27 protein-coding genes and 1 pseudogene are annotated in these 20507 nt (G+C 73.2%); 19 read left to right on the forward strand and 9 right to left on the reverse strand.

Going from position 1 to position 20507, the window contains the following annotated elements:
- The first annotated feature begins 14 nt into the window (after positions 1 to 14).
- The 13 genes from AB0J08_RS17645 (at position 15) to AB0J08_RS17705 (ending at position 8069) form a co-directional block, all read left to right on the forward strand.
- The gene (locus tag AB0J08_RS17645) at positions 15 to 455 is read left to right on the forward strand and encodes a gas vesicle structural protein GvpA (protein WP_360634165.1); all 441 of its coding nucleotides are present in this window, start codon (positions 15 to 17) and stop codon (positions 453 to 455) included.
- A 1-nt stretch (position 456) separates the two neighbouring features.
- Entirely contained in the window at positions 457 to 1170 is a 714-nt protein-coding gene (locus AB0J08_RS17650; RefSeq protein ID WP_360634168.1) for a GvpL/GvpF family gas vesicle protein, read from the forward strand.
- Between the two features lie 11 nt (positions 1171 to 1181).
- Entirely contained in the window at positions 1182 to 1433 is a 252-nt protein-coding gene (locus tag AB0J08_RS17655) for a gas vesicle protein GvpG (RefSeq protein WP_360634171.1), read from the forward strand.
- A gap of 75 nt (positions 1434 to 1508) precedes the next feature.
- The gene (locus AB0J08_RS17660) at positions 1509 to 1988 is read left to right on the forward strand and encodes a gas vesicle protein (RefSeq protein ID WP_360634174.1); all 480 of its coding nucleotides are present in this window, start codon (positions 1509 to 1511) and stop codon (positions 1986 to 1988) included.
- Complete coding sequence (locus tag AB0J08_RS17665) at positions 1985 to 2785, forward strand: GvpL/GvpF family gas vesicle protein (protein ID WP_360634177.1); 801 nt, start codon at positions 1985 to 1987, stop codon at positions 2783 to 2785. Before AB0J08_RS17660 ends, AB0J08_RS17665 begins: the two co-directional genes overlap by 4 nt.
- Entirely contained in the window at positions 2782 to 3018 is a 237-nt protein-coding gene (locus tag AB0J08_RS17670) for a gas vesicle protein (RefSeq protein WP_360634180.1), read from the forward strand. The genes AB0J08_RS17665 and AB0J08_RS17670 overlap by 4 nt, the downstream gene beginning before the upstream one ends.
- Complete coding sequence (locus AB0J08_RS17675) at positions 3015 to 3419, forward strand: gas vesicle protein K (protein ID WP_360634183.1); 405 nt, start codon at positions 3015 to 3017, stop codon at positions 3417 to 3419. The genes AB0J08_RS17670 and AB0J08_RS17675 overlap by 4 nt, the downstream gene beginning before the upstream one ends.
- 301 nt (positions 3420 to 3720) lie before the next feature.
- Complete coding sequence (locus AB0J08_RS17680; protein WP_360634186.1) at positions 3721 to 4179, forward strand: ATP-binding protein; 459 nt, start codon at positions 3721 to 3723, stop codon at positions 4177 to 4179.
- A gap of 395 nt (positions 4180 to 4574) precedes the next feature.
- Positions 4575 to 5534, forward strand: a complete 960-nt coding sequence (locus tag AB0J08_RS17685) for a SigB/SigF/SigG family RNA polymerase sigma factor (protein ID WP_360634189.1) — start codon at positions 4575 to 4577, stop codon at positions 5532 to 5534.
- Positions 5535 to 5617: 83 nt separating this feature from the next.
- Positions 5618 to 6298, forward strand: a complete 681-nt coding sequence (locus AB0J08_RS17690) for an HAD family hydrolase (RefSeq protein ID WP_360634192.1) — start codon at positions 5618 to 5620, stop codon at positions 6296 to 6298.
- A gap of 120 nt (positions 6299 to 6418) precedes the next feature.
- Positions 6419 to 7090, forward strand: a complete 672-nt coding sequence (locus AB0J08_RS17695) for a nucleotidyltransferase family protein (RefSeq protein ID WP_360634195.1) — start codon at positions 6419 to 6421, stop codon at positions 7088 to 7090.
- A complete protein-coding gene (locus AB0J08_RS17700) occupies positions 7087 to 7341 on the forward strand; it encodes a hypothetical protein (protein WP_360634198.1) in 255 nt (84 codons plus the stop codon). The genes AB0J08_RS17695 and AB0J08_RS17700 overlap by 4 nt, the downstream gene beginning before the upstream one ends.
- On the forward strand, positions 7338 to 8069 hold the full coding sequence (locus tag AB0J08_RS17705) for a metallophosphoesterase (protein ID WP_360634201.1): 732 nt from the start codon (positions 7338 to 7340) through the stop codon (positions 8067 to 8069). The genes AB0J08_RS17700 and AB0J08_RS17705 overlap by 4 nt, the downstream gene beginning before the upstream one ends.
- A gap of 37 nt (positions 8070 to 8106) precedes the next feature.
- Here the strand turns inward: AB0J08_RS17705 and AB0J08_RS17710 are convergent, their stop codons facing one another.
- Positions 8107 to 8430 carry a plasmid stabilization protein gene (locus AB0J08_RS17710; protein WP_360634204.1) on the reverse strand — a complete coding sequence of 108 codons (324 nt, stop codon included), beginning with the start codon at positions 8428 to 8430 and terminating at the stop codon, positions 8107 to 8109.
- 306 nt (positions 8431 to 8736) lie between these two features.
- Here AB0J08_RS17710 and AB0J08_RS17715 point away from each other — a divergent pair, with 306 nt between their 5' ends.
- Both AB0J08_RS17715 and AB0J08_RS17720 read left to right on the forward strand, forming a co-directional pair.
- Positions 8737 to 9297 carry a hemerythrin domain-containing protein gene (locus AB0J08_RS17715; protein WP_360634207.1) on the forward strand — a complete coding sequence of 187 codons (561 nt, stop codon included), beginning with the start codon at positions 8737 to 8739 and terminating at the stop codon, positions 9295 to 9297.
- Between the two features lie 251 nt (positions 9298 to 9548).
- A complete protein-coding gene (locus AB0J08_RS17720) occupies positions 9549 to 10058 on the forward strand; it encodes a hypothetical protein (protein ID WP_360634210.1) in 510 nt (169 codons plus the stop codon).
- A gap of 59 nt (positions 10059 to 10117) precedes the next feature.
- Here AB0J08_RS17720 and AB0J08_RS17725 read toward each other — a convergent pair whose 3' ends face one another.
- The gene (locus AB0J08_RS17725) at positions 10118 to 10336 is read right to left on the reverse strand and encodes a DUF6296 family protein (RefSeq protein ID WP_360634212.1); all 219 of its coding nucleotides are present in this window, start codon (positions 10334 to 10336) and stop codon (positions 10118 to 10120) included.
- A gap of 236 nt (positions 10337 to 10572) precedes the next feature.
- Positions 10573 to 11115, reverse strand: a complete 543-nt coding sequence (locus tag AB0J08_RS17730) for a type 1 glutamine amidotransferase domain-containing protein (protein ID WP_360634286.1) — start codon at positions 11113 to 11115, stop codon at positions 10573 to 10575.
- Between the two features lie 396 nt (positions 11116 to 11511).
- Here AB0J08_RS17730 and AB0J08_RS17735 point away from each other — a divergent pair, with 396 nt between their 5' ends.
- Together AB0J08_RS17735 and AB0J08_RS17740 are read left to right on the forward strand one after the other, a co-directional pair.
- Positions 11512 to 13986 carry a nitrate reductase gene (locus tag AB0J08_RS17735; protein ID WP_360634215.1) on the forward strand — a complete coding sequence of 825 codons (2475 nt, stop codon included), beginning with the start codon at positions 11512 to 11514 and terminating at the stop codon, positions 13984 to 13986.
- Positions 13983 to 14471, forward strand: a complete 489-nt coding sequence (locus AB0J08_RS17740; RefSeq protein ID WP_360634218.1) for a hypothetical protein — start codon at positions 13983 to 13985, stop codon at positions 14469 to 14471. Before AB0J08_RS17735 ends, AB0J08_RS17740 begins: the two co-directional genes overlap by 4 nt.
- A 90-nt stretch (positions 14472 to 14561) precedes the next feature.
- Here the strand turns inward: AB0J08_RS17740 and AB0J08_RS17745 are convergent.
- Together AB0J08_RS17745 and AB0J08_RS17750 are read right to left on the reverse strand one after the other, a co-directional pair.
- A pseudogene (locus tag AB0J08_RS17745) lies at positions 14562 to 14795 on the reverse strand (ornithine decarboxylase); the annotation flags it as partial.
- Between the two features lies 1 nt (position 14796).
- Positions 14797 to 15912 carry a glutamate--cysteine ligase gene (locus AB0J08_RS17750; protein ID WP_360634221.1) on the reverse strand — a complete coding sequence of 372 codons (1116 nt, stop codon included), beginning with the start codon at positions 15910 to 15912 and terminating at the stop codon, positions 14797 to 14799.
- Between the two features lie 168 nt (positions 15913 to 16080).
- Between AB0J08_RS17750 and AB0J08_RS17755 the strand changes: the two genes are divergently transcribed.
- On the forward strand, positions 16081 to 16413 hold the full coding sequence (locus AB0J08_RS17755) for a hypothetical protein (protein ID WP_360634224.1): 333 nt from the start codon (positions 16081 to 16083) through the stop codon (positions 16411 to 16413).
- A 54-nt stretch (positions 16414 to 16467) separates the two neighbouring features.
- Here AB0J08_RS17755 and AB0J08_RS17760 read toward each other — a convergent pair whose 3' ends face one another.
- The 4 genes from AB0J08_RS17760 to AB0J08_RS17775 form a co-directional block, all read right to left on the reverse strand.
- The gene (locus AB0J08_RS17760) at positions 16468 to 17691 is read right to left on the reverse strand and encodes a PP2C family protein-serine/threonine phosphatase (RefSeq protein WP_360634227.1); all 1224 of its coding nucleotides are present in this window, start codon (positions 17689 to 17691) and stop codon (positions 16468 to 16470) included.
- A gap of 100 nt (positions 17692 to 17791) precedes the next feature.
- The gene (locus AB0J08_RS17765) at positions 17792 to 18400 is read right to left on the reverse strand and encodes a hemerythrin domain-containing protein (RefSeq protein WP_360634230.1); all 609 of its coding nucleotides are present in this window, start codon (positions 18398 to 18400) and stop codon (positions 17792 to 17794) included.
- A 31-nt stretch (positions 18401 to 18431) separates the two neighbouring features.
- A complete protein-coding gene (locus tag AB0J08_RS17770; RefSeq protein ID WP_360634233.1) occupies positions 18432 to 18965 on the reverse strand; it encodes a hemerythrin domain-containing protein in 534 nt (177 codons plus the stop codon).
- Between the two features lie 206 nt (positions 18966 to 19171).
- Positions 19172 to 19612 carry a hypothetical protein gene (locus tag AB0J08_RS17775; RefSeq protein WP_360634236.1) on the reverse strand — a complete coding sequence of 147 codons (441 nt, stop codon included), beginning with the start codon at positions 19610 to 19612 and terminating at the stop codon, positions 19172 to 19174.
- A 330-nt stretch (positions 19613 to 19942) separates the two neighbouring features.
- On the opposite strand from AB0J08_RS17775, the gene AB0J08_RS17780 reads away from it, so the two are divergent.
- The gene (locus AB0J08_RS17780; protein WP_360634239.1) at positions 19943 to 20482 is read left to right on the forward strand and encodes a hypothetical protein; all 540 of its coding nucleotides are present in this window, start codon (positions 19943 to 19945) and stop codon (positions 20480 to 20482) included.
- Positions 20483 to 20507: the final 25 nt, after the last annotated feature.

Genomic DNA, 20507 nt, shown 5'->3' on the forward strand with positions numbered 1-20507 from the left:
CGAAGGGAGGCACCGTGACTGTGGTGCCGCAAAGCACAGCCAGCGTGTCCCGCAGCGGAAACACCGGGAACCTCTACGACATCCTCGAACTGATCCTGGACCGCGGACTGGTCATCGATGTCTTCGTCCGGGTGTCGCTGGTCGGGATCGAGATCCTCAAGATCGATATCCGGATCGTCGTCGCCAGCGTCGACACCTACCTCCGGTTCGCCGAAGCGTGCAACCGCCTGGACCTGGAATCCGGGCGCAAGGCGCCGACGCAGCTCACCGACATCGTCGGCGAGGCGACCGAGAGCGGGGCGCGCGGCAAGAGCAAGGGCGCGCTCACCGGCGCCGTCGAGGCCGTCACCGACTCCCTCCACCTGGGACGCGACAAGGACGACACGGAGGAAGAGGAGGCCGAGCCGAAGCGGGCCCGACCCACTCGACGGCCCACCAGGCGACGGGAGGAATGACGTGGCCGTCTACGTCTACTCGATCACCGCTGCCCCGCACGCCCCCGACCTCCACGGCCTGACCGGGGTGGGGGAAACCCCTGCGGAGCTGCGTACCGTGTGCGCGGGACCGCTGTGCGCAGTGGTCAGCGACGCACCCGAAGGGCTCCGGTCCAAGCGGCGCGACCTCGTGGCCCACCAGGCCGTCCAGGAGCGCCTCATGGCCGCCGGCCCCGTCCTGCCCTTGCGCTTCGGCTTCACCGCGCCCGACGACGACGCCGTACGCGCCGTGCTCACGGAGCGCCGGGAGGAGTACACCCAGCGCCTGACGGCGCTGGAGGGGTGCGCCGAATACCACGTCAAGGCGGCCATCGACGAGGAGGTGCTGCTGCGCCGGATCCTTCAGGAGACACCCGAGGCCAGACGGCTCAACGACGAGATCAGGGCCGGCAGCACCAGACCGGAACTGCCACTCGCCCTGGGTGAACTCGTCGCCCACGAAGTCCTGGCCCGCCACCAGGCCCTGGCTTCCGGCGTCGTCGAGGCACTGCGCCCCCACACCCGGCAGGAGCGGGTCTCCGAGCCGACCGGCGACGACTTCCTGAACATCTCCTTCCTCGTGGACGACGAACACCGGCAGGTCTTCCTCGCCGCGGAGAAGGGCCTCACCCACGAACTGGGCCAGGAGTTCGACTTCCGCCTCTACGGTCCGCTGCCGCCCTACAGCTTCGTCTAGGGAGGCACCCCGTGGGCCTGCTCACCCAGCTCATCACCCTCCCGCTCGCACCGGTGCGCGCCACCGTGTGGGTCCTGGAGCGTGTGGTCGAGGCGGCGGAGGACGAGTACTACGATCCCGCGCCGGTCGAACGGGAACTCGCCGAACTCGAAAGGGCACTCCTGGCCGGAGAAATCGACGAGGAGACCTTCGACCGCCGCGAGGACGAACTCCTCGACCGGCTCGACGAGATAAGCGCCCACAGGCAACGCGGCGCCCCGTAAGCGCGCCCGCCGCACCTGCGGCACCCGCCGCACCCGCCGCACCCGCCGCACCCGCCAGCGAAACGAGGTCGAGCCGTGACAGACCCCATCGCCAACCGCCTCGGCCCCCTCCCCTCCAGATCCGCGCCGCCGTACGGCCAGTCCTCCGCCAGCCTCGCGGACATCCTGGAACGCGTCCTCGACAAGGGCATCGTCATCGCCGGCGACATCCAGATCAACCTCCTGGACATCGAACTGCTCACGATCAAGCTCCGCCTGCTGATCGCCTCGGTGGACAAGGCGAAGGAGATGGGTATCGACTGGTGGGAACACGATCCTTCGCTCTCCTCCCGAGCGGGCAGCGCCCCGTCCCTGGAGGAGGAGAACCGGCTCCTGCGGGAGCAGATCGAGGAGAACCGGCGCCTGCGCGAAGAGCTCAGTGCCCTGCGTGCCGACCCCGCCGCGCTGCCACCCACCGAAGGCACGGCGGAGAACGCGGCGGCCCCCCGCCGTCCGGCCCGCCCGAAGCGAGCAGAACCCGCGACCCGGTCCGCCACGCGGCGGGGTGAAGCATGACCGCCCGGTCACTCGCCTACGCCTACGCCGTGGCACAGGACGCGCCCGGCCTGCGGAGTGCCCTGGACGGCCTCACCGGAGTCCTCCGCGAGCCGGTACACCTGGTGCGCCCGACCCGCGGCGGGGACCCCGTGGCCGCCGTGAGCCCCGTGCCGGCCGAGGACTTCGACCAGGCCGCGCTCGCCGCCCATCTGGAGGACCTCCCCTGGCTCGAAGCACTCGCCCGCTCCCACCACGGCGTGATCGAGGCCATCGCCAGGTGCACCACCGTTCTCCCACTGCGCCTGGCAACGGTGTACCTCGACGACGACCGGGTACGGAGCGTGCTCGACGACGGGCAAGGCGCCTTCCTGGACCAGCTGTCCCGCCTGGCCGAGCACGTGGAGTGGGGAGTCAAGCTGTACGTCGAGGCTCCGGCCGCCTCGCAGGCGGCGCCGTCCCGAGCGCCGGACCTCAGCCCCGGGCGCGCGTACCTGCACCGGCGCCGGGCCGAGCAGGAGTCGCAGCACGACGCCTTCCGCGCCGCCGAGGAAGCGGCCGAGCGGATCGGGGCGGCGGCCCGCGAGCACGGCGCCGGCCGTGCCCGGCACCGGGTGCAGCAAGGCGAGCTGGCGCTCGAACCGGGCGTGAACGTCATGAACGACGCCTACCTCGTGCCGCTGGACCACGCCGAAGCGTTCCGGGCCGACGTGCTGAACTCGACCGACGGCCTGACCGGGGTGCGCGTCGTCGTCACCGGGCCATGGGCTCCCTACTCCTTCGCCGCCCCGGGCCCGGCCGGGGAGACCGCACCATGAACGGAGCCCCCGGCACACCGTCCGGTGCGCCCGCGCCGCAACGCCGGGCCGCCCTCATCGACCTGCTGGACCGGCTGCTCAGCGGCGGGGTGGTCCTCACCGGCGACCTCGTCCTGTCCATCGCGGACATCGATCTCGTCCGGATCTCCCTGCGCGCGCTCATCCTCTCCGTCGGCGAACAGAACCCCTCCGCTCGCACGATCAGCGTTCCACCAGGCGGGGAACCGCCATGACCGGTGACCCCCGCCGGCCCCCCGACCGATTCGACGAGGTCGCTGAAGCGGCCGCCCGGGCCTTCCGCCTTCTGCCCGCGACATCGCAGGGGCAGCACGAAGGGCAGGGCACATCACCGGGGCGGCCGCAGAGGCTCTCCACCAACCCGGAGACGGTCGAGCGGGACCTGATGAAGCTCGTCCTCACGATCGTCGAACTGCTGCGTCAGCTCATGGAGCGGCAGGCCCTCCACCGCGTCGACGCCGGTGACCTCACCGAAGAACAGGAGGAGGCGCTCGGCGCGACACTGATGGCCCTTCACGACCGCATGGGCGAACTCTGCAGCCGCTACGGCCTGACCATGGAGGACCTCAACCTGGATCTGGGGCCCCTGGGGAACCTGCTACCGCCCTCCGACTAGGTCGCGCTCGAACCCGCGCCCCGGTCCGCCCAGTGGGACACCGCGCGGACGTCCGGTGCCGTACACCGGCACTCGTCCACTGTCCGTCGGTGCCTACCGTGCCTCTTCCCGCACGGGTACGGCCTGGTCCGTTCCACGGACGCGTGTAACGAGGCCCTCCCCGGGCACACGCCGGGTTCGGGCGATGGAAGGCCACCCGGCCACCCCGGCCGATGCCGGGCTCGCTCCCTGTGTGCGGCCGGGCCACGGCCGGATGGCCCGGGACCGAGGTGACCTCTCCGGCGCCGAGTGAGGCTGTGGGATGTCCGTTCCTTACGAGCGGCCGCCGAGCGGCGCGTGGCAGACCAGACGGCTGGTGCTGGACGACAGCCCGGGCGCCGTCCAGCGTTCCCGCGACTTCAGCCGGCACGCCCTGGTCGAGTGGCACTGGCTGCCCGCCTTCGACGAGGAACAACTGGCGGCGGCGGACGACGTCCTGCTGATGGTCTCCGAGCTGGTGGCCAACGCGTGCCTGCACACCCCCGGAGGCCCGACGGAGCTGCGGCTGAGCTGGGACGGCACGCTGCTGCGGGTGGAGGTCACGGACGCCAGCCCGGAGCCGCCGCGCCCGGTGCTCCATGCCGACCCGGGGCGGCCCGGCGGACACGGTCTGCGCGTGGTGGACCGGCTCGCGCGGGCCTGGGGCTCGCTGCCGGAGGGCACGGGAAAGCTGGTCTGGCTGGAGGTGCCCTCCCCGCTCGGCCGGCACGCGGTGCGGTGACGCGTCGCCACCGTGTCCCCGCCCCGCCGGCGTCCGGCGTCCGCCCCGCGCGGACTGCCGCGGCCGTCCTGGCCGGACCCGCCCCCCCGGGTGCGCGATTGCCCGCGGCCAGGACGGGCAGGCGCACGGCGCGGGTCCGTCTCGCGGCCCCGGCCCGGCCGGTGAGCCGGTGAGCCGGCTACCCGGGGAACGGACGAACCACGGGAACATATGAATGAGATGTCGTGTATCGGGTAGCACACGAATGAGGCGGTCACCGTGCCGGCCTTCGCACGCCGATCGGGTGTCACCGGGACCACCGCGTGAAGTAGCCGGGCACAGGTCCACTGACGAAGCCGCGGCACGCCCCCGCAGGCCGAGGCGTTCCTCCTCCCCAGGAGGCAACCGTGTCCCCCATGCTGGAAACCGGTCTTCCTGCCGGCCGGACGGTCACGCCGCCGTCCGACCTCCCGCCCGACGTGCCACCGCGCCCGACCGAGGCGCAGCTGCGCACCATGGACACGTCGGAGGCTCGGGAACTCAGCGACGCGCTCTTCGAACGTCTGACCGGGCTCGCCCGGGAGAGCCACTCCTACAGTTACGTGCGCGGCACCCTCATCGAACTCAACATGGCACTGGTCCGCTTCATCGCGGGCCGTTTCCGCCACCGTGCCGAGGACATGGACGACATCCTCCAGGTGGGGACCATCGGCCTGATCAAGGCCGTCGACGGCTACGACCCGCAGCGCGGCGTCGCCTTCGTCACCTATGCCATCCCCACCATCGCGGGCGAGATCAAGCGGTTCTTCCGCGACACCTCGTGGGTGGTGCGCGTCCCGCGCAGCATGCAGGAGCTCTACCTGACCGTGGCCCGGGGCTCCGATCGGCTCGAACAGCTCCTCGGCCGCCTCCCGCACCCCGACGAGATCGCGGCGGACCTCGGCCTGACCGAGGAGCAGGTGATCGAGGGGCTGATCGCCGGCCGGGTCTACCGGCCCGACTCACTGGACGCACTGCGCGACCAGGACAGCGGCCTGAGCGGCAACGCCATGCTCGACCGGCTCGGCGCCTGCGACCCGGGCATCGAACTCGCCGAGTTCCGCGCCGCCGTGCGCCCACTGCTGTCCCGACTGCCGCGCCGCGAGCAGACCGTACTCAGGCTTCGGTTCTGGGAAGGCCGGACGCAGTCGGAGATCGCCGACAGCATCGGCGTTTCCCAGATGCACGTCTCGCGGCTGCTCAGCACCACTCTCGCGCGCCTGCGCGAACAACTGGAGGACCGGGCGGCCCCGGAACGGGTGGACGGGCCCGACGGACCGGTCCCCTCCGCGGAGTCCGACCCGTCGGGCCCGCTCCCGCCGGAGGCCCCGGGCTGACGCCGCTCTCCGGGCCTCTCCGGACCGACGGCGGACAGCCGCGCCGCCGGGGTCATCGACCACGTCATGAGGAGGACGCACCCATGAGAAGCACCGCGGCCGCACTGTTCGATGTCGACGGGACCCTGCTCGACACCACGTACTTCCACACGCTGGCCTGGTGGGAGGCCCTGCGCCAGTACCAGCGGACGGTCCCCGCCTCCCGGGTCCACCGGTCCGTGGGCATGGGCGCCGACCAACTGCTCGACCACCTGCTCGGCACCGACCGCGACCGCGACGACGATCCGGCGATCACCGGCGCCCACGACGCGCTCTACGCCCGCTTCTGGCCAGTGATCCAGCCGTTGCCCGGGGCCCCGGAGCTCCTACGCGCCTGCGCGGACCGAGGCTGGCAGGTCGTCCTGGCCAGCTCCGCCTCAGGACGCGAACTGACGGTCCTGCGCGGCGCGCTCGGGGCCGATGACGTGATCACGGCCGTGACCACGGCGGACGACGTCGACACGACCAAGCCCGCACCGGACCTCGTGCGGGCCGCCATCGACCGCGCCGGTGGAGAGGCAGAGCACGTGGTGTTCGTCGGGGACACCGTCTGGGACGTGATCGCGGCCGAGCGGGCCCACGTCCCGTGCGTCGCCGTGGAGAGCGGCGGCTTCGCCGCCCAGGAACTGCTCGGCGCCGGCGCGGCCGAGATCCACCGGGACACCGCCGCACTGCTGGAAAGCCTGGACGGGAGCCTGCTCTCCAGGCCCCGGGCTGAGGCCTGAAGCCGGGCTGCTCCCTGACCCGCGCCCCGCCCTGTCGCGCTGGAACGGCCGAGTGAACCCGGGCAGCCCGGGGTACCCGCCGCAGCGTTCCCCCGGGATCCGACCGCCGAGGAGGTCGCCATGGGCCAGGAGAGCACGACGGTCCCGCACCTCCAGGCGGACGGGTCGCGTCTGCGCGGCGACGACGGACTGCCGCCCGACCGCACCCAGGCCATCCTGGAGGCGGCCAAGCAGATGGGCTCCCTCCTCAAGACCAAGGGCCACCCCTTCGCCTTGGCCGGCGGTGTCGCCGCCTACGCCCACGGCGCGGTCGTCCGGCTCCAGCACGACGCCGACTTCTGCATCAGACGGGAGGACGCGGACGACGTCACCCGCACCCTGCGCCAAGCCGGACTTCAGGTCTACCTGCCGCCGGAGGACTGGCTGATCAAGGCCCGCTGCCTCGGCCAGGACGTCGACCTCATCCTGGAACTGGCCAAGCGCCCCGTCACCACCGAGTTGCTCGACCGGGCCGAGGTGCTGCCCGTCGACTCCGTCCACATGCCGGTGCTCTCCGCCACCGACCTGGTCAGCAGCCTGCTGGCGGCCTTCTCGGAACACCACTGCGACTTCGGCGCCGTGCTCTCGGTGGTCCGGCCGCTGCGCGAGAAGGTCGACTGGCGGCGGGTCCGGGCCGAGCGCGGTGACGCACCGATGCCCGCCGCGTTCCTCTTCCTGCTGGAACGGCTCCAGGTGATCGAGCCGCAGGAAGCCGCCCCCGAGGAAGCCGACCGCGAGGAGGCCCGGCGATGACCGCCGTCGACGACACCGAGTACCGGATCGCCCACCTGCGCGATCGCCTCGCGGGCGACGAGATCGGCGAACTCGGGCTGCGGATCGAACTGCACGGCGGCCACGTCGCCGTCTACGGCACCGTGGCCACGGAGCAGCGGCGGGCGGCGGTGGAACGCATCCTCGCCGACGCGCTGGCCGGGCTGGCCGTCCACACCGACATCGTGCTCGCCGACGTCCGGCCGCCCGTCACCGCCGAGGACCTGACATGATCCGCGTCGCCGCCGTCGGGGACATCCACCTCGGTCCCGACAGCCGGGGACTGCTGCGCCCGTCGTTCGCCCACCTCGAAGACCGGGCGGACGTCCTGCTGCTCGCCGGCGACCTGACCCGCCACGGCACTCCGGAGGAGGCGGCCGTGGTGGCCGAGGAGTTCGAGGGGCTGGGCGTCCCGGTGATCGCGGTGCTCGGCAACCACGACTACGACGCCGGCCGGCCCGAGGAGGTCACCGGGATCCTCGGCGAACGCGGCATCCGGGTGCTGGAACGGAGCGCGACGACCGTCCGGGTGGATGCCACGCTGGTCGGCGTCGCGGGAACGAAGGGCTTCGGCGGTGGCTTCGCCGGTGGTAGCGGCGGCGAGTTCGGCGAGCCGGAGATGAAGGCCTTCATCCGTCACACCCGTACCTGCGCCGACGGTCTGCGCGGCGCGCTCGACGAGCTGGCGTCGCAGCGGTGCGATGTCCGGATCGCGCTTCTGCACTTCGCGCCCGTACCCGCCACAGTGGCCGGTGAGCCGCCCGAGATCTACCCCTTCCTGGGCAGCTACCTGCTGGCCGAGGCCATCGACGAGGCCGGTGCGGACCTCGCCGTGCACGGCCACGCCCATCTGGGGACGGAACGCGGCCTCACCGCCTGCGGAGTCCGCGTCCGGAACGTGGCACAGCCGGTGATCGGGCGGGCGTACACCGTCTACCGGCTGCACCGACCGCAGGCGTGAACTGTGGGCCGGGCCGGGCCAGTGGCCGGCGCCCGGGTCAGTGGCCGAGGGCGCTGGCAAGTTCCTTCTTGTTCATCTTCGAGCGGCCGTGGATGTTGCGCTGCTTGGCCTCGTTGTACAGCTGCTCCTTCGTCGGCCCCTGCGAGCCGGAGTGCGAGCGCTGTCCGCCGCGCCGGGAGGAGGAGGTGTCGTGGGTGGAGGAGCGGCTGGCGGTCTTCGACTCGCCGTGCCGGGCCCGTTCCTTGTTCACGGTCCGGGCCGCGATCTCCTTGGCCCTCTTCTGGCTCTCCCCGCGCTCCAGGGCGCTGTCCTTGATGTGTTCGTACTGTCGTTCACGCTTCTTGTTCGAACCGGCAGGCATGGCTCCTCCTTCTCGCGGTCCGCCTCGGCGTCTACCCGGAACGCGAGGGCCGACTCGTGGGCCCGCCCGCGCGGATCCGGTCGGTGAGCCGTCCCGTACCTCCCCCTGGAACGGGCCCGAAGACTCAGGCCGCATGCGGAGGCCGCCTTCCGGTCTCGGGGCCACGGCCGTGGACATGACGGCGGTCGGCCGCCGATCGGGTGAGGTGCCTTCGCCGACGCTCACCCCGCGCGCCTGCCCGGGAACGACTGCCAGGTGGCCGGGAGAGGCCCGACCTGAACGGAACCAACGAGAGGCAGGCACGTCATGGCACACGGCGGAAACGTGATCGACGAACTGATGACCGACCACCGGGAGGTGGAGGAGATGTTCGCCCGTATCCAGGCGATGCCCGGCGGCGGCCAGCAGCTGCGGGACGCCGTCGACGAGGTCACCATCGAGCTGGTGCGCCACTCCGTCGCCGAGGAGCAGTACCTCTACCCGGCGGTGCGCGAACACCTCCAGGGCGGCGACCGGCTCGCGGACAAGGAGACCGCCGACCACGCCCGGGTCGAGACGATCCTCAAGAAGCTGGAGAGCACGGGAACGGACGACCCGCGGATGAGCCCGCTGCTGCAGCAGCTCATGGACGAGGTCGCCGCCCACGTCCAGGACGAGGAGGTGAACCTCTTCCCGATGCTGCGCCAGGCCTGTACCCCGGAGCAGTTGAACGACCTCGGGAACAAGGTCCGCCGGGCCAAGTCCATGGCCCCGACCCGCCCGCACCCCGCCGCACCCGACAGCCCGATGGCCAGCAAGCTGCTCGCCCCCGGTGTCGGTCTGGTCGACCGGGCCCGCGACTTCGTCTCCGGCCGCGGCAAGTCCTGATCTCCTGACCTCCTGACCGCCTGACCCGCGCCGCCCGCCGGCGGGCGGGCGGCGCCCTGGGGCCGGACCGCACATGGCCGGTCCGGCCCCAGCACCCGAGCGGGCAGGCGTGACGCGGGTCATGCACCCGGCGGCGGACAGCTGCCTACACTGGTCGGCCACGAGCGGGGCAGCGCGGCTCCGCATCCCCGCAGCTCGCGCCCCGAACCCAACCGGACACAGGCGAGCACCTTCCCCGAGGACGGATCGCCGTGCCCGACCTGACACCCGTCATAGCCGCCAGCGCCCGCTGGCTCCTCAACGCCTACCCGCCGCCGGAGGGCGCGCTCAGCCGCGCGCTGGCCCACACCCAGGCCCGGCAGGCCAGCACGCTCGCCGCCGGCCTGCGCTACCCCACCGCCATGGACGTCCAGCTCCTGGAGCTGCTCGGCCCCGGCGGAGCCGACCGCCTGGACTGGCTCACCGGCTGCGAGGCCCATCCCGACGACGCCGCCTGGCGGACCTGGGTCGACGAGACCGTCGTCAGCTGGGCCGCCTGCCTGCTCGCCGATCCCGCCCTCCTCGCACCCGCCCGCCAGGCTCTCGCCGCGACCGAGCACCACGCCGAGACCGGCGCCCTGCGACGCCTCACCGACCCCGGCGCCCACGACACCGAGGCCGCCGCCCTGCTGCGCCATCCGGACCTGCTGGAGCCCGTCGCCGTTCTGCACCGGGCCGACCTCGTGGAAAGGCTGAACGTGGCGGGCGCCGAGAGGGCGTGACACCGCCGGGCCTCGTCGCTCACGCGCGGACGGTGTGGTGGCAGGGTGTCCGCGCGGGATCAGTCGAGGGGCTGGGCGTGCAACGGTGCGTCGGTGCCCGCGGTCAGCAGGCAGGCATTCCCGTCCGGGGTGATCTCCACCCGGAGGGCGCCGACCGGGTCACTGTAGACGGGGTTGCCGAGGGGGCTGAGGTCACCGGTCGCGGTGACGGTGACCTGGCGCTGCAGGGCGTGGGCGCCGACGGGACCGGGGAACGTGATCACGTACGTCTGGTGCATGGGAACTCCGCGCGCGGCCGGCCTGCCAGCACCGACCGAGGAGATGGGGGCCTTCCATTCTCCTCCTACCGGCGCGGCCGAATGCCCTGAGACCGGCCGGTGGCGTGCTGCACGCGTCAGTACCGGCGAACCGGGTAGGGGCTCTGTGGCGGCCGACGCTGTCGGAGCCGTTCATCATCGCGGGCCCGGACAGACCGCGTGCCCGGGCCCAGCGGTACGGTCCGAGCCGTGTCCGATCAGCGTGCGTGCGCGGCGAAGACCGTGACCAGGGATTCGTTGAACGCGGGCAGGTCGTCCGGCTTGCGGCTGGTCACGAGGACGCTCGGACCGTCCCGGCAGATGACCACCTGCTCGTCGGCCCACCGTGCCCCCGCGTTGACGAGGTCGGTGCGCAGGCTGGGCCAGGACGTCAGGCTGCGCCCGCGCACCACCTCGGCCTCGATCAGGGTCCAGGGGGCGTGGCAGATGGCCGCGACGGGCTTTCCCCCGCGGAAGAACGATCGGACGAAACCGACGGCGGCGGGGTCCAGGCGCAGGGCGTCGGGGTTCGCCACTCCGCCCGGAAGGATCAGGGCGTCGTAGTCGTCCGGGGCGGCGTCGGCGACCACCGCGTCGACGGCGAAGGTGTCACCCCGGTCGAGGTGGTGGAACGCCTGGATTCTGCCTTCGCGAGTGGACAGCAGCGACGCCGCGCCCCCGGCTTCGAGAACGGCCCGGCGAGGTTCGGTCAGCTCGACCTGCTCGACCCCTTCGGGGGCGACGAGCAGCGCGACGGTCATGCCTTGCAGCGTGATCATGAGCAATTCCTCGGTGTGAGGTGAGCGGGTCGCGGGTCGCGGGCGGCCGGGAAGCGGGGCACGGCGCCGGGCGGCGGGGGAAGGAGGCTCCGCCCGGCCGCCCGCCTCGCCCGGGCCGGCACGGGGTGCCGGACACCGACAGGCTGCCACGGCGGTCGCGAGCCCGCCTGTCGGGCCGGTGTGCGCGCTCGTCCGGGCCATTCCGGCTGCGACGTCCGGTGACCAGCACGCGGGGGTTCCGGTATCCCGCCGCCGCGCGAGCCCTTCCGGCGCCCCGCACGATGAGACGGGGCGCAGCCGCCCGCGGCCGGAACGGGAGCGTCCGCGCGGCGGCGCGGACACACGCCTCACCCCGGGAAGTAAGCAGGGAGGTCGGCGATGCAGCCCACAGTGGACCGGATTGCGCAGCCCTGGGGGGACCGCACCCCCTTCGGCCCCGGCGAGCGGTGGCCCGTGCGGGTGGACACGTTCCTCGCCCCCGGTACGGAGGCGGCCGCGGTGGAGCGGTGGGTGCAGTCGGCGTCGCTCCTGCACTCCAACGGCGACGCGATGGACATCGCGGTGAGCGGCGGCCGGATCGTCGGGGTCCGCGGACGGTCCGGGGACCGGGTCAACCACGGCCGGCTCGGCCCCAAGGACCTGTTCGGCTGGCAGGCCAACGGATCGCCGGACCGGCTGACCGGCCCCCTCGTCCGCCGGGACGGGCTGCTGGTGGCGTGCGACTGGGACACCGCCATGGCCCGGGTCGTCACCGAGTCCCAGCGGCTGCTGCGCGAGCGCGGCCCGGGATCGATCGGCTTCTACACCACCGGACAATTGTTCCTGGAGGAGTACTACACGCTGGCGGTGATCGCCCGCGCCGGGATCGGCACCAACCACCTGGACGGCAACACCCGGCTGTGCACGGCGACCGCCGCGGAGGCGCTGAAGCAGACCTTCGGCTCCGACGGCCAGCCCGGCTCCTGCACGGACGTCGACCACGCCGATGTCATCGCCCTGTTCGGCCACAACATGGCGGAGACCCAGCCGGTGCTGTGGATGCGTGTCCTCGACCGGCTGGCCGGCGCCGAACCGCCGCGTCTGGTCTGCGTCGACCCGCGCCCCACCCCGGTCGCCCGCAGCGCCACCGTCCACCTCGCACCCCGCTCGGGCACCAACGTCGCCCTGATGAACGCCCTGCTGCACGAGATCATCCGCGCCGACCGCATCGACCACGGCTACCTCGAACCCCACACCGTCGGCTTCGACGAACTCCGCGAGAAGGTCGCCGACTGCACACCTGCGTGGGCGGGACGGATCTGCGACGTCCCGGCCCGGGACATCGAGCACGCCGCGGAAATCCTGGGCGGCGCCCAGCGGTTGCTGTCCACCGTGCTCCAGGGCTTCTACCAGTCCCACCAGGCCACGGCGGCAGCCGTCCAGGTCAACAACCTGCACCTGCTTCGCGGCATGCTCGGCCGCCCCGGCTGCGGGGTGCTGCAGATGAACGGCCAACCCACGGCGCAGAACACCCGCGAGTGCGGCGCCAACGGCGACCTGCCGGGCTTCCGCAACTGGGAGAACGAACAGCACGTCGCCGATCTCGCCCGGGTCTGGAACGTCGACCCGTCGGCGATCCCGCACTACGCACCCCCCACCCCCGCGATGCAGATGTTCCGCTACGCCGAGCAGGGGTCGATCCGCATGCTGTGGATCAGCGCCACCAACCCGGCCGTCTCCCTGCCGGACCTCCACCGCATCCGGTCGATCCTCGGACAGGAGCAGCTGTTCACCGTCGTCCAGGACCTCTTCCTGACCGAGACGGCGCAGCTGGCCGACGTGGTGCTGCCGGCCGCGACCTGGGGCGAGAAGACCGGCACGTTCACCAACGCCGACCGCACCGTCCACCTGTCCGAGAAGGCCGTGGACCCTCCTGGCGAAGCCCGGGCCGACCTGGACATCTTCCTCGACTTCGCACGCCGGATGGACCTCCGCGACAAGGACGGCTCACCACTGGTCGGCTGGCACGACGCCGAGTCCGCCTTCGAGGCGTGGAAACGCTGCTCGGCCGGACGGCCCTGCGACTACACCGGCCTGACCTACCGAAAGCTCCGAGGCGGCAGCGGCATCCAGTGGCCCTGCACGCCGGACGCACCCGGCGGAACCGAACGGCTCTACACCCACGGCATCAGCTGGGCGGCGCCGGAAGACTGCGAGACCTACGGCAAGGACCTGGTGACCGGCGCGTCCGTGTCCGAGACCGAGTACCGGGCACTCAACCCGCACGGCAGGGCGGTGATCAAGGCCGCCGAATACCTGCCCCCGCACGAGGACACCACCCGGCAGTACCCCCTCCAGCTGAACACCGGACGCACCCTCTACCACTTCCACACCCGCACCAAGACCGGCCGCGCCCCCCAGCTGAACGCCGCCGCCCCCGACGTGTGGGTGGAACTCTCACCCGCCGAAGCCCGGCGCCACGGCGTCGCCGAGGGCGACCTCGTCGAGGTCGCCAGCCCGCGCGGCTCGGTCCGCGGCCGCCTGCGGATCACCGGCATCCGGGACGGCACGGTCTTCCTGCCGTTCCACTACGGCTACTGGGACACCCCGGCAGGCCCCCGGCCCGGCGAGGCCGGCGGCCGCGCCGCCAACGAGAGCACCGTCAACGACTGGGACCCGGTCTCCAAACAGCCGCTGTTCAAGACCGCCGCCGCCCGCCTCAGGCTGATCGAGCGGGCTGAAGGCGCCGTGTCACCGGCGCCCACCACCACTGCCTCCGCCCCGGCCGACCCGTCCTCCGCCCCATCGACGACCGGAGGGCCGACCGCCGTCGCCACCCAATCCACTCCGGCCCCCGAAGGAGACCGACCGTGAGCGGCATCTCGATCACCCTGCAGTCGCTGTACGACGGCGAACGGCGACTGGAACGCGCGCTGCTCGCCGCCGCCGAACGCCACCGCGCCGACCACGAGGTCCGCCACGTCGCCACCGACATCGCCCGCTGGTCCCACGAACACACCGAACGGATCGCGGACACCGGCCGCCACTACGGCCTGGACCTGCCCGGCCCCGCCGACACCCCGGGCCCCGGCCCGTGGACGGCGGCCCGGACGAGTGCCGAAGCCCTCGGCCGGCGCCCCGAAGCCGGTCTGCTCCTCCTGCACAGCCTGCGCGACCTCCACCTCGCCGCCACCGAGAACTCCCTGAACTGGGAAATGCTCGCCCAGGCCGCCCAGGCCGGCAACGACAGCCGCCTGCTCGAACTCGCCACCGCCTGCCACCCGCAGACCCTGCGGCAGATGCGCTGGACCAACACCATGATCCAGACCCTGTCCCCGCAACTGCTCACCAGCGCGTGACACCCGCTTCCGGGCCACCGACGGAGGCCGTGGGCCGGCGCCGTCCGAGCCGCTCGCCGACCCGCCGCCGCCGTGCCGGGTGCCGGGCGGGTAGGGGGTGAGCATCTCGGCGGTGATCCGGTCCTCGGCCTCCTCGATCGGCACCCGCTCCACGGACCCGAAGAACGCGGCCCGCGGGAGCAGGACCTGATCCAGCCTCAGCCGCGAGGGCCTCCGGTACGGGCGCCTGGGACTGGTCCATGACGGGCGCGTGCCCCGCCGGCCAGGACGGAAACAGCTGCCGACCCCGCCCGCCGGGGCGCGAGTGGCGCCGCCGTCCGTCACGTCATCCGGCGGCCGTCCCGTCGACGGCTCCGATGAGCCCGACGAGTCCGTTCCGGCCGCCGCGGCGCAGTTCCCGGCGCTGGCGGGCCGCGCCGTTGCCGTCCCGGAGGAGGCGTCGCAGGGCGGGCTCCACCCGGGAGGTGTCGCCGCTGCGGGCGAGTGCGGGACCGAGAACGTCGAGGATGCGGGCCACGACCGCCGGCGGGGCGTCCAGCGTGCCGGTGAGGGGGTCGTAGAGCCGATCGGTGCAGCCGTGGCGGGCGGCGTACCAGACCGCGGCGGCCAGCGCCTCGGGGCGGGGGGCGGGGCACCGCCCGGGGCGTGGACGGTGCCGGCCGTGGTCGATGAGGAGGGTGGTGGCGACCGCCCGGACCAGCCCGGTCAGCATCACCGCCTCGTCGACGCGGAGCTGGACGTCCATGGCCCTGATCTCCACCGTGGGGTAGCGCTCGGAGAGCCTGACCTGCCAGTAGAGCTGGCCCACGTCGCCGATCAGGCCGGTTTCGACGAGGCTGTGGATCCGGTGGTCGTAGTCCGTGGCACCGTCGAACTCCGGCGGTACCCCGCTGACGGGCCAGCGGCCGAAGACCACCGTCCGCCAGCTGGCGAAGCCGGTGTCGACGCCGTGCCACAGGGGCGAGTTGGCCGACAGGGCGACGACCAGCGGCAGCCAGGGGCGCAGGCCGTTGAGGACGGCGACGCCGGCACCGCGGTCCGGTACGCCGACGTGGACGTGCATGCCGGTGATCAGTTGTTCGTCCGTCAGCTGGGGGGCCTCGGCGCGGATGGCACGGTACCGGGGGGCGTCGCTGACCGGTACGGGCCGGCGGTCGGCGAAGGGTGCGGCGCCGCAGGCCGCGAGCCGGCAGCCGTGCACCCGGGCGGCTGCCGAGAGCGCGCGGCGCAGCCGCTCCAGGTGGGTGCCGACCTCCTCCAGGGTCCGGCAGACCGGGGTGGCGATCTCCAGTTGGGCCTGGAGGAGTTCGCGCTGCACCTCGGCCTTCTCGACCGCCGGCTGCAGGTGAGCCGTCTGCCGGACCTGCTCGGCCCGGGCGACGGGGACACCGGTGGCAGCGTCGAGGAGCAGGTACTCCTCCTCCACACCCACGGTGACCATATCCGGCGGTTACCCGCGAGCGGCACGTCCAATCGTTGCTCCCCGCCGGCCGGGGCCCCGCTCTCCCACCCGGGCCTGCCTGCCGTCCCGGGGTGCCGTCCGGGATTGCCTGCCATCCGGCGGACGGAACGCAGGACGTCCCGCGGGTGGGCTCTCTACGGTGGAGACATGAGCATCGGTACCCTCCCGAAGCACAGCGTCGGCATCCGCTCCGGCTACGAGATCCAGGGCGTCCTGCACCGGCTGCGGGGCTGCCGGGACAAGCCGCGCGTCCGCGGCGCCCGCGCCGCCCTGCGCTGGGCACTCGACCCCTGGCAGACGCCGCCCCTCGCCATGGAACCGGCCCCCGCCGACGCCCTGCTGCGCCTGATGATGCAGGAGCGCACGGCTCTCGCCGTCCGGTACGACCCGCACCGGTCCCCGCAACAACGCCGGCAGGCCCGCGGCGTCGCCCAGGCCCTCGGGTGGGTTCTCGGCTATAAGCCCGACCCACCCGCCTGAGCCGTACCGGGCGGCCGCGGCGATGAGCGGCACGGGGCCGGCGGCGGCGCACGTTCACCGGTCGGGATGCCATTCGACGAGCATGACGGTGGCGTCGTCGCGCAGGTCGTGGTCGCGGTGGGCGAGGAGACCGTGCATGAGTCGGCGCAGGGCCTCGGGCGCCGGGAGGCCGGTGGCGATGGCACGGACGACGGTGTCGATGAGGCGCTGCTCGCCGAAGAGGTCGCCGTCGGCGGAGCGGGCCTCGGTGACGCCGTCGGTGTGGACGAGGATGCGGTCCCCCGGTTGGAGGCGGGCCTGGTGGACGGGCACCGGCCGGTGGTGCACGTCGATGCCCAGTGGGGGGTTCGCGTGGCGCTCCAGCGCGCCGGGCACGACGCGGCCGCCGCGGATGAGCAGCGGCGGCGGATGGCCGCAGTTGACCCACGACAGGTGTCCGGTGACGGTGTCGAGGTCGGCGATCACTGCCGTCAGCAGCCGGTCCGGGATCCAGCGGGTCAGCGTGGTGTCGATCGCCTCCGCGATGTCGGCGAGCGTGCCGTCCGCGCGGCGGGTCGAGCGGCAGGCGGCGAGGGCGACGGCGCTCGACCCGCCCGACGCGAGGTCGTGCCCCATCGCGTCGACCACCGTCAGGTGGAAGAGGTCACCGGCCAGGCTGTGGTCGAAGGCGTCTCCCGCGACCTCGTACGCGGGCTCCAGCACGGCACTGGACGTGACGTGCCTGGTCCCGATGGTCCGTGGCGGCACGAACGCCCACAGCAGCTCCGACTGCAGGCTCATCGGGCGGGTCCGGGCCGTGCGGACGAGCACGTCGCCGCAAGCGGACTTCGATATGACGAGGAGCGTCACCAGGGACGCCAGGGCACGGGCCCGTGCCAGCAGCGGCCCCGGCGGGATGTGGACGCCGACGCGCAGCACACCGACGCGCTCGATCCCGTCGACCAGCGGCACCCAACCCACCCCCGGCGGCCCCGCGACCGTCTCCGTCCGCCCCATCCGGTAGGCGCGACCCGCCAGCGTGCCGTCCACGTCCAGTGCCCCCGGCGGCTCCCGCAGCTCCGGATCGGGCAACGGCACCAGCACCCGCTGCTGAAGGTCCGAGAGGTACACCTCCGCCGTCCCCAGACCCAGTGCCCGCGCGGCACCGCCCACCACGTCGGCGAGTTCCCGGGGCGCGATCCGGTGCGAGGCCTCCAGCGCCTGCGCCAGCACAGCCCCCAGCAACGCGTCACCACCGCCGTACGGCGCCTCCCCCGCGCCCGGCCCACCGACACCCATACCGGCCACCTCCGCAGTGCGCACCGCACACCGCGGCACACGCGCCGGCCCTCACCACCGACACTACGCCGCAGCGCCGAAGTACGTCCTCCTGGGCCGGTCACGCCCGACCGGGCCATCGGCGACCAGCCCGGTCACCCCGGGAGCCCGGCCACCCCGGGAGAAGGAAGTCCCGGATCCGCTCGTGCAGCGGGCGTTCGGGGGGCGGCAGGTGATCGGCGGGGCGTGCGCTCGGGGGCTGGTGGCGGGGCCGGCCGGAGTCGTTCGCCCTGGTCTCCCGGGCGCGCGCGCCGAGCAGCCGCCGTTCGTCCTCGGTGGTCACGGCCCGGACGGCCGGAAAGAGCCGGGCCTCCTCGTCGTTGGCGTGCCGGGTGACCTCCTCGACGAGGCGGGCCACCAGGCGGTCGAAGTGGGGTGAGGTGACGTGGGTCGGGCGCAGTTCGCCCAGCAGTGCCTCGACCGCGTGGTGATCGGCGAGTTCGCGCTCGACGACGGCCGGGCCGTCGGCCAGCCGGTCGCGGGCCACCGGGTAGAGGTGTTCCTCCTCGACCCGAGTGTGGCGGACCAGCTGATCGGTCACCAGGTCGACGATCTCCTTACGCTGCGGGTCCCCGCCGGGGATGCCACTGAGTTCGCTGAAGTGAACGACCATCGACCGGTGGTCGGCGATGAGTTGGTCCAGCAGGTCCTGGTGATGGTCGTGGTGCACGGCTGCACTTCCCTTCGTGCGGACGCGGCGGTCAGCGCTCGATCGCGTCGGCGATCCGGTGCAGGACGCCGCCGCCGATCGGACGGCGCGGCGCGGTCTCGCGGACCACTCGCATCCGCTCGCCGACCTCCTGGAGTTCCTTCCGGCCGAGCGCGGCCCTCACCAGCGGGAACCAGTCGCCCTCCTCCTCGGCGATGTGACGCTCCACGGCGTCGATCAGCACGGCGGTCTTGGCGTCGTAGCCCTCGTCCTCCGGGCTCATCCGGCTCAGTTCCTCGCAGAGCACGTCGGCGACGTGGTGTTCCTCCCGGGCGCGGTCCATCTCCTCCGCCAGTCCGGGCACCTCCCGGCGGACGCGCGGGTAGAACAGTTCCTCCTCCAGGTAGGTGTGGACGGTCAGCGCCTCGACGATCCGGTCGACCGTCTCGCGTCGCGCCGCGCGGTCGCCGCGGGCTCCGTCACCGCTCCCACCGCCCGTCGCCCCGGTCGTCTCCCGGTACTCACGGAACAGCCGGCGCACTTCCTTGTGGTCCTCGCGCAGCAGGACGATGGCATCGTTCGACATCGCTGCACTCCTTCTCGACGTCTCCCCCGTCCGGCAGGACGTGTCCCCGCTCGCCCCCCGGTCAAACGCGCGCCACTCGGCCCGCCGCGGGCCGGGAGCCCCGGGCCGGGGCCGGGACCTCCGAGCCACGTGGGCCTCGCTCCGTCACCGCCGTGCCAGGTCGGCCATGGTCCGGCGGCGGCGCTCAACCCTGTTCATTGCTCCTCTCATTGCTCCTCCTCGGTGGCGGCGTCCCCACCGGGGTCCCCGTAGCGCTCCTGCCATTCGCGGGCGCGGGCGTTGTGCCAGTCGACGCCCTCCTGGGCCTGCTGCTCGGAGAGGCCGGTCAGGGCGGCCACCGTGCCGAGCGGCACGGGCTCGTCGTAGCCGGCGAGCGCCCGGCACACCTTGGCGGCCCACTGCTCCTCGGGGACGAACGGGCGGCGGCGGTACTCGTCGACCAGCGTGTCCAGGTGGGCGACGCAGCAGGCTGTGACCAGCCGCTTGCCGTCCAGCTCCGGGTCGGTGGCGTGCAGGGCGGAGGAGTCCGGCACCAGGATGCCGAGCAGGTCCTCCTCCGGCACGACCCGGCCGCACTGGTCGCACAGGTCGTACGCGTCGACGTCGCCGCCGGGCCGGTCGCCCGCCGGGGGTTCGATGTCCGCCATACCGTGCGCCTACCCCTCGGCCCGGTGGTCAATCCGCGTGCGGCGGGTAGCGCGACGTCTCCGGGGGCGACCGCTCGGCGGGGCCGCACCGCCTCGGCGCGGCGGTCCGCGGCGCCGCCGGACGAGACCCCCGGCCGGCCCCCTGCCGTTGGCCGGCTTCGACGGCGCGCACGAGCCGGCCGAGCCGGACGCCCTGTCTGACGGCGAGCGCCCGGCGACGGCACGCGGCACGATGAAATGACCAGACCATCCCGCTGTCCGTCGACGGCCGCGGGGACGCACCGCCCATCTGGGCGCCCCCACGACCGGCCCCATCTGGGAGGAGTCGTAGTGTCTCCCCAGCCCCTGGCCGAGCCCCTGCACATTTACCTGAACGATCACCTGACCGGCGCGTTCGGCGGCGCCGCGCTTGCCGCCCGCATGGCCCGCGCCCATCCCGACAGCCGCGCGGGGGACCTGAAGCGTCTGGCCGGCGACATCGAACAGGACCGCGACGACCTCGTCCGGATCATGAATCGCCTCGGCGTGCCCGTACGGCACTACCGGACGTGGCTCGGCCTCGCCGGTGAACGCCTGGGCCGCCTCAAGCCCAACGGGACCGTCGTGCGCCGCTCCCCGCTCAGCGACCTGATCGAACTGGAGACGCTGCGCACCGGCGTGGAGGGCAAGGCCGCGCTGTGGCGGGCGCTGCGCGCGATCGCCGACACCGATCCACGCCTCGACCAGGTGGAGCTGGACCGCCTTTCCGAGCGGGCCGCCGACCAGGCCCGCACCCTGAACGGCTGGCACCGATCGGTCAGCGCCGCCGTCCTCACGCCCCACCCCGGCGAGGCGCGGGCGGGCACCGGCCCGCGCCGTGACGCCCCGTGATCGCGGGCACGTCGATGGATGAAGG

Origin of the sequence: Kitasatospora sp. NPDC050463 (assembly GCF_040655255.1) — a bacterium.
Lineage (GTDB): Bacteria > Actinomycetota > Actinomycetes > Streptomycetales > Streptomycetaceae > Kitasatospora.

Bases quoted from the DNA above. Each gene is read 5' to 3' on its own strand.
- AB0J08_RS17675 (WP_360634183.1), top strand. From the start codon at position 3,015: ATGACCGGTGACCCCCGCCGGCCCCCCGACCGATTCGACGAGGTCGCT.
- AB0J08_RS17775 (WP_360634236.1), bottom strand. From the start codon at position 19,612: ATGGCGGACATCGAACCCCCGGCGGGCGACCGGCCCGGCGGCGACGTC.
- AB0J08_RS17750 (WP_360634221.1), bottom strand. From the start codon at position 15,912: ATGGTCACCGTGGGTGTGGAGGAGGAGTACCTGCTCCTCGACGCTGCC.
- AB0J08_RS17685 (WP_360634189.1), top strand. From the start codon at position 4,575: ATGCTGGAAACCGGTCTTCCTGCCGGCCGGACGGTCACGCCGCCGTCC.
- AB0J08_RS17710 (WP_360634204.1), bottom strand. From the start codon at position 8,430: ATGCCTGCCGGTTCGAACAAGAAGCGTGAACGACAGTACGAACACATC.
- AB0J08_RS17725 (WP_360634212.1), bottom strand. From the start codon at position 10,336: ATGCACCAGACGTACGTGATCACGTTCCCCGGTCCCGTCGGCGCCCAC.
- AB0J08_RS17665 (WP_360634177.1), top strand. From the start codon at position 1,985: ATGACCGCCCGGTCACTCGCCTACGCCTACGCCGTGGCACAGGACGCG.
- AB0J08_RS17730 (WP_360634286.1), bottom strand. From the start codon at position 11,115: ATGACCGTCGCGCTGCTCGTCGCCCCCGAAGGGGTCGAGCAGGTCGAG.
- AB0J08_RS17705 (WP_360634201.1), top strand. From the start codon at position 7,338: ATGATCCGCGTCGCCGCCGTCGGGGACATCCACCTCGGTCCCGACAGC.
- AB0J08_RS17670 (WP_360634180.1), top strand. From the start codon at position 2,782: ATGAACGGAGCCCCCGGCACACCGTCCGGTGCGCCCGCGCCGCAACGC.
- AB0J08_RS17715 (WP_360634207.1), top strand. From the start codon at position 8,737: ATGGCACACGGCGGAAACGTGATCGACGAACTGATGACCGACCACCGG.
- AB0J08_RS17770 (WP_360634233.1), bottom strand. From the start codon at position 18,965: ATGTCGAACGATGCCATCGTCCTGCTGCGCGAGGACCACAAGGAAGTG.
- AB0J08_RS17680 (WP_360634186.1), top strand. From the start codon at position 3,721: ATGTCCGTTCCTTACGAGCGGCCGCCGAGCGGCGCGTGGCAGACCAGA.
- AB0J08_RS17735 (WP_360634215.1), top strand. From the start codon at position 11,512: ATGCAGCCCACAGTGGACCGGATTGCGCAGCCCTGGGGGGACCGCACC.
- AB0J08_RS17700 (WP_360634198.1), top strand. From the start codon at position 7,087: ATGACCGCCGTCGACGACACCGAGTACCGGATCGCCCACCTGCGCGAT.
- AB0J08_RS17760 (WP_360634227.1), bottom strand. From the start codon at position 17,691: ATGGGTGTCGGTGGGCCGGGCGCGGGGGAGGCGCCGTACGGCGGTGGT.
- AB0J08_RS17690 (WP_360634192.1), top strand. From the start codon at position 5,618: ATGAGAAGCACCGCGGCCGCACTGTTCGATGTCGACGGGACCCTGCTC.
- AB0J08_RS17695 (WP_360634195.1), top strand. From the start codon at position 6,419: ATGGGCCAGGAGAGCACGACGGTCCCGCACCTCCAGGCGGACGGGTCG.
- AB0J08_RS17755 (WP_360634224.1), top strand. From the start codon at position 16,081: ATGAGCATCGGTACCCTCCCGAAGCACAGCGTCGGCATCCGCTCCGGC.